This window comes from Arthrobacter sp. CAL618 (assembly GCF_000468215.1).
Taxonomy (GTDB): Bacteria; Actinomycetota; Actinomycetes; order Actinomycetales; family Micrococcaceae; genus Arthrobacter_D.
The window spans coordinates 1-7,520 of record NZ_ASZW01000265.1 but is presented as its reverse complement, the minus strand read 5'-3'; the positions used below and the strand labels follow the sequence as shown (position 1 = coordinate 7,520).

Genomic DNA, 7,520 nt, shown 5'->3' with positions numbered 1-7,520 from the left:
CCTGCCACTTTCGTATCTCCGGAAAGCAGATAGTGCCACACGATCCGCTCCCATGACTGCTCGTCATGGCACCTGCCACGAGCCAACTCATTAGCTCGCCGAGCTAACACTCCCGGTTTGGGGCGCGGATTATTTCCACAGTTTCCTGTACCAGCCGCGCCGGATGCCGCGACTAAGTGTCCCAACGATCACCGACGGTCACTGAGAGTATCTAGACAATCCCAGTGACCGTGCCCGATCAGTGGGAGCATTGCTCATAAAACCAGCGCCAGGCAGCGCTAACCCAGCACCCAGGGGGCAATCAGCAGTAGCGTCGGCGCCCCCAGTAGCAGTCCCGAGGCACCGAGGGCGGCCGCCTGCTGGGGCAGCGACAAGGGCGGCTGCGGAGTGAGTAGCCGGTGAATCCGGTTAAGGGTGGCACCAGCATCCTGGTCAGGGGTCGCGCCGGGAGCAAGCGCCGTCACCGCAAACGAGTCACCGTGGGCGAAGCCGCCCTGCTGGTCGGGCAGCGACCCGGAGGCGACGATAGCGATCGCCCGGGCCAGGACTGGCTCCCGGACCTGCTTCAGAGCCTCGTCGTCGGCGAGCATCTCGATCAACTCGTTGACGGCCCGCTGCGCCAGTTGTGACGTGGGCAGCCACGGGAGGGCCGCGCGCCAGGCCGCAAACGCCCACAGGAGTAGGTGATGTCGCTGGTGCAGGTGTGCCAGCTCGTGCACCAGTACGGCGTCGAGTTCGGCGGGGGTCAGCAGGTCGAGGAGCCCGTCGGAGAGCACGGTCACTGATCTGGCACCACCCGGAAGGCAATAGGCCACAGGGGTGGGATGGTTGATCACCAGCGTTGCCGGCCGGTTTGCTGCCGGGGAGCTGAGCAGGTTCAGCATGTCCCGGTGTCGCTTACGCTGCCCACGAATCTTGGCGTAGGTCAGCAGCAGGGTAAAGATCAGGTGGGCGCTGAGCAGCCCAGCGGCGCTCAGGGCGAAGACGTGGACCAGGCCGAGCGTGTCGACCGGCTGGTTGGCAAACGCCATGTCGCCGAAGCGGCCAAGGGCTTCCACCAGGTTGTCGCCGAGCGGGTCGAGACCCCAGACCAGCATCGCGCCAATCATTGACAGTCCGCCCGCGAGGGCGATCGCCTGCCACAGAATCATCGCCGTAAACGGTGAACGGGTGGGCCACTTTGCCCGAGACAGGGCTACCGGCGCAGGCCAGGCGAGGACGACGGCGAGCCCGGCCAAAAAATGGGCGGCCCAAAGCATCCGTTCAGCTGCCGAGCAGTTTGCGCAGAGCCTGTGCCTCGCTGTCGGAAACGCTTCCGATGAACCGTGCCAGGACTGCTTCCCGGTCTGGGGCGGTGACGAGGACTTCGTGCATCAACTCGGCGGTGTGTTCCTCCCGGCTGGTGATCGCACGGTAGCGGTGCGGGCGGGTTTCCCGCTCCCGTTCCACGAGCCCCTTCTTCTCCAGCCGTGAGAGGACAGTCAGGACTGTCGTGACGGCGAGCTCCTTGCCCACGGCTTCCTTCGTCGCCAACGCCAGCATGTCGCGCAGTGCGTTCGCGGTCAGTGCCCCGGGGGTGCCCCACAGCAAATCCATCACTGTGCGTTCGAGTTCTCCGAGGGTGGCCATGCAAGTCCTTCGCTAAAATTGTGGATGAGTACTTCAAATCTACTCTCTTTTTCGCCAAGGTTCTACATGCGGTAGAACAAGATGTCGGTTGCTCAGCCGATGGTTGACCGTTCCGGTGATTTAGGCTTTTGCCATGACAAAGCCAGAATCGGACTTCTTTCCCTCCGGCACGCCGCTGCATTGGCGTGCCATCACGCCTAATGATCTGGGTAGTTGGCATGAGCTGCTGCACCGGATGGCCAAGGAAGACCAGCCGGACTGGGTGGAGGAGCGGGCCGACCTGGAGCAGATACTGGGCTCATCGAAAACCGACCCGGCAAAGGACACCATCCTGGGTCTCGACGATGCGGGTGTGCCCCGCGCCGTGGGGGTAATCCAGCGGAATCCCGGGTCCACTGTGGTTTACAGTATGGGTGGGGTTGACCCCGCCAGGCGCCGGCAGGGGATCGGTACCGCACTCTACTCCTGGCAGGCGGGGCGCGCGCGTCGCCGGTTGGACGACGACGGCGCCGGGGCAGGAGTGCTGCGTACCTACGCGGAGGAACGGGTGCCATCCCAGCTCGCGCTGATGGAAGCTACCGGCAACGCCGTCGTCAGGTATTTCACGGAGATGACCCGTCCGCTGCAGACGGAGATCCCCGAAGTCGATATTGCAGCCGGACTGCAGATTGTCACGTTCTCGGACGATCTGTCCGAGGCGGTGCGGCTCGCCCACAACGAGGCGTTCCAGGACCACTGGGGGAGTGAACCACGTGACGAGGAGTCCTGGCGGTTCACCGTGACGCACCCCGAGTTTAAACCCGAATGGAGCCTCGCGGTGGTGGACGAGGCGTCCGGCGAAGTGGCTGCCTACCAGCTGGCCAGTTACGATCCCGCGTCCGGGGAACTGCTGGGCCACACCGAGGGCTACACCGACCTGCTGGGAGTGCGGCGGAAATGGCGGGGCCTGCGGCTCGCCCCGGCCCTGCTGGTCGAGGCGATGCGCCGCTTCAAAGCTGACGGCATCGAGCACGCTGGCCTGGGCGTCGATACCGAGAACCCGTCGGGTGCCCTCGGCCTGTACGAACGTCTGGGTTACGAAGCCACCCACCGGGTCAGGGTGTACGAACTGCGCATCTAAACCATGGACGCGATTGGCCCCGGCCAACCATAGCCGGGGCCAACCCTAGACCGGGGCCAACCATAGCCGGGGCCAACCCTAGACCGGGGCTAACCCTAGACGAGGCTGGGTCCGATCGAGTCGACTGACTGGCTCAGGGTGACACCAGAACCGTCACGGCGCCCGTGTTCGGTGGGGAGGGCCCTGGACACACCGGAAGCTGACGCGGCTTTTGCCGGACCGTGTCCGGCCCAGGCGAGCAGCAGGATGTCCTCATCCTTGAGGAACCGGTGGGCCCGGACCCCCGCTGTAGCCCTACCCTTGGTCGGATACTCCGCGAAATCGGTCACCTTGACCGATCCAGCCGAGGTGCCCGGCAGCGCTCCGCTCGCGGCGGCAATCGTCACGACGACGGCGGCCGAATCCTCGGCACCCACAGCGCCGAAGTGGATGACCGAGTCACCGGATCCCAGTTTGATGCCTGCCATACCACCGGCGGTGCGGCCCTGCGGACGGACGGTCGATGCGGGGAAACGCAGCAGCTGCGCCTGGGCCGTGATGAAGACCAGCAGGTCCTGGTCACTGGCCGCGGCCAGGCCCACCACCTTGTCTTTGGGCTTGAGGGAAATGATCTCCCATTCGTCGCGGTTCAATGGATACTCGGGGGCAACCCGTTTCACCACGCCCTGCGCACTGCCCAGGGCGATTACCGCGTCGAGCGGTGCCAACCCCACCAGGGATTCCCCGGGCAGCAGGGTCATGAACTCCTGCGCCGGTACGCCGCCCGCCAGATTGGGAATCCCGGCGGTTGGTGCGAGAGCAGGCATATCCATCACCTGAAGGCGCAGCATTCGCCCGGCCGAGGTGACCGCTCCAACCTCCGCCCTCGCCGTTGAACGAATCACCGAACTGAACACGTCGTGCTTGACCCGTTGCCCGCCCTCACCGAACGGTTCCTGGTCGGCGGTGCGTGCCAGCTGTCCCGACGTCGACAGGATCACCCAGCAGGGATCGTCAGCAATTTCCAGGGGTAACGGCGTCGTTTTCCCGCCGGGCGATATTGCCGCGGGCATCACCGTGCCCTTCAGTGGTGCACTGGACTCGGACTCCAGCAACACCGTGCGACGGGGGGTGGCGAACTTCGCCGCCACCTCTGCAAGTTCCTCCGACAGGAGGGCCCGCAGCTTCTCTTCCGAGCCGAGCAGTTCCTCCAGCAGGGCAATCTCCCGGCGCAGTTCGTCCTGCTCCTTCTCCAACTCGATGCGTGAATACTTGGTCAGCTGACGCAGCCGAAGCTCAAGAATGTAGTTCGCCTGCAGCTCGGTCAGATCATAGATCGACATCAGCCGTTCCCGGGCCTGGGCCGACTCATCCGAAGAGCGAATGATCTGGATGACCTCGTCAATATCGACGATCGCGATCAGCAGACCCTCGACCAGGTGAAGCCTGTCCTTCTTGCGTCCCAACCGGTAGGCGGTGCGGCGGCGGACCACCGACAGTCGGTGCTTGATGTAGACCTGCAGCAACTCCACCAGGCCGAGCGTCCGGGGCTGACCGTCAACGAGGGTCACATTGTTGATGCCGAACGAGTCCTCCATCGGCGTGTACCGGTACAGCTGGGCCAGCACGGCGTTGGGGTTGAAGCCGTTCTTCAGCTCGATCACCAGGCGCAGCCCGTGACGCCGGTCGGTCAGGTCCACAATGTCGGAGATGCCCTGGAGCTTCTTCGATGTGACGGCGTCTTTGATCTTCTCGATGATCTTTTCGGGGCCCACCGTGTAGGGCAGCTCAGTCACCACGAGGCCGGTGCGCCGGGCGGAAAGCTGCTCGATTCCCACGGTGGCCCTGGTTTTGAAGGACCCCCGGCCGGTCGCATAGGCGTCCCGCACACCCTCAAGCCCCACGATTTTACCGCCACTGGGAAGGTCCGGTCCGGGGATGAAACGCATCAGGTCATCGAGCCCGGCGTCAGGGTTGGCGATCAGGTGCCGGGCTGCCGCGATTACCTCGCCCAGGTTGTGGGGGGCCATGTTCGTCGCCATACCGACGGCGATGCCGGTCGCCCCATTGACCAGCAGGTTGGGGAAGGCGGCGGGGAGCACCTCCGGCTGCATGAGCTGGTTGTCGTAGTTCGGGACGAAGTCCACCACGTCTTCGTCGAGGTGGTCGGTCATGGTGAGGGCCGCCGCGGCGAGGCGGGCCTCGGTGTAGCGGGGGGCGGCCGGGCCGTCATCGAGTGACCCGAAGTTGCCGTGCCCATCGATCAGGGGCAGGCGCAGCGAAAAGTCCTGTGCCATGCGGACCATTGCGTCGTAAATCGCGGCGTCGCCGTGCGGGTGGAGCTTACCCATCACTTCGCCCACGACCCGGGCGGACTTCACATGGCCACGGTCCGGGCGCAGCCCCATATCGGTCATCATGTACAGGATGCGCCGCTGCACGGGTTTCAGCCCGTCCCTGGCATCGGGTAGGGCCCTGGAGTAAATCACCGAGTACGCATACTCAAGGAAAGAGCCTTCCATTTCGGAAGTGACGTCAATGTCGATGATGTTCTCGGTGTAATCCACCGGGGCTGCTGTGCTTTGGCGCCTGGCCATGATCGGATGGTCCTCGGGTTGTGAAAAAGGGTAGGTGCTGCCAAGGGTAATGACGTGAACGCCGAACGCCCACTAGGGTGAGTCTATGGCGGCTGACGGACATTACCCGGAATATTGGGAGGCCGACGTCGTGTTGCGGGACGGCGCCACTGCACATTTGCGGCCGATTTCGCCCGATGATGCGCCAGCAATGCAGCACTTCCACATGCAACAGTCCGAGAACTCGATCTACCTGAGGTTCTTCACCTACAAGTCCTCGCTGAGCAACAAAGAGCTCAAACGATTCACTGAGGTGGACCACCGGGACCGCGTGGCGTTCGTCGTCACCCGCGGTACGGACATTCTGGGTATTGGGCGGTACGACCGGCTCGATGACCCCACCGAAGCCGAGGTCGCCTTCAACGTCTCTGATGCCCACCAGGGCAGGGGGTTGGGGTCGATCCTGCTCGAACACCTCGCCGCGGCTGCCCGGGAGAACGGCATCAGCCGGTTCTCCGCAGAGGTCCTGCCGGAAAACCGCAAGATGATCACCGTCTTCGCCGAGGCCGGCTACGAGGTGCAACGGCGCTTCGACGACGGCGTGGTGATGCTGGAGTTCAACATCGACCCCACCGAGAAGTCACGCGCCGTGATGGAGTCCCGGGAACACCGCGCCGAGGCACGCAGCGTCGCCGGACTGCTCTCGCCGTCGTCGGTCGCTGTAATCGGTGCCAGCCGCGAGTGGGGGACCGTCGGGTATTCCTTCCTGGAACACATCATCGATGGCGGCTACACCGGTGACGTGTATGCGGTGAATCCCGAGGCTTTCGAACTGGCGGGCATGATTTCGTTCGCCTCCATCGGCGAAGTCCCGGGGCCGGTCGAACTAGCCGTGATCGCCGTCCCCTATGACCAGGTGGCGTCGGTCGTGGATCAGTGCGGCGTGGCCGGTGTGAAGGGCCTCCTCGTGGCGACCGCCGGGTTCGCCGACGACGGCGCCGAAGGGCTGGCCCGGCAGCGGGCCCTGGTGCATCGTGCGAGGGCCTACGGCATGCGGGTGGTCGGCCCGGCATCTCTGGGCCTGGTCAACACGCACCCGGAGGTCAGGCTCAATGCCTCGATGGCCCCCGCGCTGCCGGCCGCCGGTGCACTGGGTTTGTTCAGCCAGTCAGCGGCGATCGGAGTGCTGTTGTATGCGGCGGCAGGACGCCGCGGACTGGGCCTGAGCTCCTTCGTGTCTGCCGGCAACCGGGCCGACATCTCGGGCAATGACGCAATGCAGTACTGGGAGGATGACCCGTCCACCCGCGCCGTGGGGCTCTACCTGGAGTCGGTGGGCAACCCACGCAAGTTTTCCCGGATTGCCCGCCGGCTGGCGAAGACCAAACCGGTCATCGTCGCGAAGTCCGATGTGATGGGCCTGCAACTACCGCCCGGCCACGCCGTCCGCACCACCCAGGCCCCCTCGGGAGCACTCGACGCAATGCTGAGGCAATCGGGGGTCATCCGGGTGGAAACGACCGCCCAGTTGGTGGACATTGCCCAGATTCTCGTCAGCCAACCCCTCCCGGCCGGTCCAGCGCTCGCCGTTTTCAGTAATTCGCTGGCTCTCGGCAAGGTGGTCGCCGATGCCGCCGCTGCCCAGTCCCTCGACGTGCGGCGGCTGGTGACGGACATTGATCTGGACACCGGGCAGTCCATTGCGCTGCCAGTCCTGCGCGCGGCAATTCTCGACGCGCTGTCCGACGACGAAGTGCACTCGGCCGTTGTCGCCCTGCTCCCGGCGCCCGGGCTGACAGTCGAGGCCATTGCCGACTGCCTGCGGGACTGCGCCGAGACAGCCAACAAGCCTCTTGTCGCCTCCTTTGCTGGCATCCTGGACCCGGCTGTGCAATCAGATGGGTTATTGGCTTCACCCCGAAACCCGCTGGCGTCAGCCGACGGGGACGCCGCGGTGCCAAGCCAGCGTGGGGTGCCCTGCTACGCGGGACCGGGGGCCGCCGTCGCCGCCCTCGGCGCAGTGGTGACCTATGCCCGATGGCGCTCCCGGGACAGCGGCGGCTTCCACGAACCGGCTGACATCGACTCCGATGCCGCGTCTGCGGTGTTGCAGCAGGCGCTGCTCCGGGTCGACGGCGATGGCCTGACCCGGCTGGACGGCGCCGAGTCGGCCACCCTGCTCGGCCACTACGGCATCTCCCTGCTACCCGCCGTCC

At 65.2% G+C, this 7,520-nt stretch carries 5 protein-coding genes; 2 read left to right on the top strand and 3 right to left on the bottom strand.

Going from position 1 to position 7,520, the window contains the following annotated elements; translation table 11 throughout:
- Window positions 1-278: 278 nt before the first annotated feature.
- Both K728_RS0116160 and K728_RS0116155 read right to left on the bottom strand, forming a co-directional pair.
- On the bottom strand, window positions 279-1,259 hold the full coding sequence (locus K728_RS0116160) for a M56 family metallopeptidase (protein WP_024477345.1): 981 nt from the start codon (window positions 1,257-1,259) through the stop codon (window positions 279-281).
- 4 nt (window positions 1,260-1,263) lie between these two features.
- Window positions 1,264-1,629, bottom strand: coding sequence for a BlaI/MecI/CopY family transcriptional regulator (locus tag K728_RS0116155; protein ID WP_019483227.1), 366 nt, complete (start codon window positions 1,627-1,629; stop codon window positions 1,264-1,266).
- A gap of 133 nt (window positions 1,630-1,762) precedes the next feature.
- Here K728_RS0116155 and K728_RS0116150 point away from each other — a divergent pair, with 133 nt between their 5' ends.
- Window positions 1,763-2,749 carry a GNAT family N-acetyltransferase gene (locus tag K728_RS0116150; protein ID WP_024477344.1) on the top strand — a complete coding sequence of 329 codons (987 nt, stop codon included), beginning with the start codon at window positions 1,763-1,765 and terminating at the stop codon, window positions 2,747-2,749.
- A gap of 95 nt (window positions 2,750-2,844) precedes the next feature.
- On the opposite strand, the gene K728_RS0116145 is transcribed toward K728_RS0116150, so the two are convergent.
- Complete coding sequence (locus K728_RS0116145; RefSeq protein WP_024477343.1) at window positions 2,845-5,325, bottom strand: DNA gyrase/topoisomerase IV subunit A; 2,481 nt, start codon at window positions 5,323-5,325, stop codon at window positions 2,845-2,847.
- Between the two features lie 85 nt (window positions 5,326-5,410).
- Between K728_RS0116145 and K728_RS0116140 the strand changes: the two genes are divergently transcribed.
- Window positions 5,411-7,520 (top strand): GNAT family N-acetyltransferase (locus K728_RS0116140; protein WP_024477342.1); only part of this gene is annotated, 2,110 nt, incomplete at its 3' end.

Bases quoted from the DNA above. Each gene is read 5' to 3' on its own strand.
- K728_RS0116160 (WP_024477345.1), bottom strand. From the start codon at position 1,259: ATGCTTTGGGCCGCCCATTTTTTGGCCGGGCTCGCCGTCGTCCTCGCC.
- K728_RS0116155 (WP_019483227.1), bottom strand. From the start codon at position 1,629: ATGGCCACCCTCGGAGAACTCGAACGCACAGTGATGGATTTGCTGTGG.
- K728_RS0116150 (WP_024477344.1), top strand. From the start codon at position 1,763: ATGACAAAGCCAGAATCGGACTTCTTTCCCTCCGGCACGCCGCTGCAT.
- K728_RS0116145 (WP_024477343.1), bottom strand. From the start codon at position 5,325: ATGGCCAGGCGCCAAAGCACAGCAGCCCCGGTGGATTACACCGAGAAC.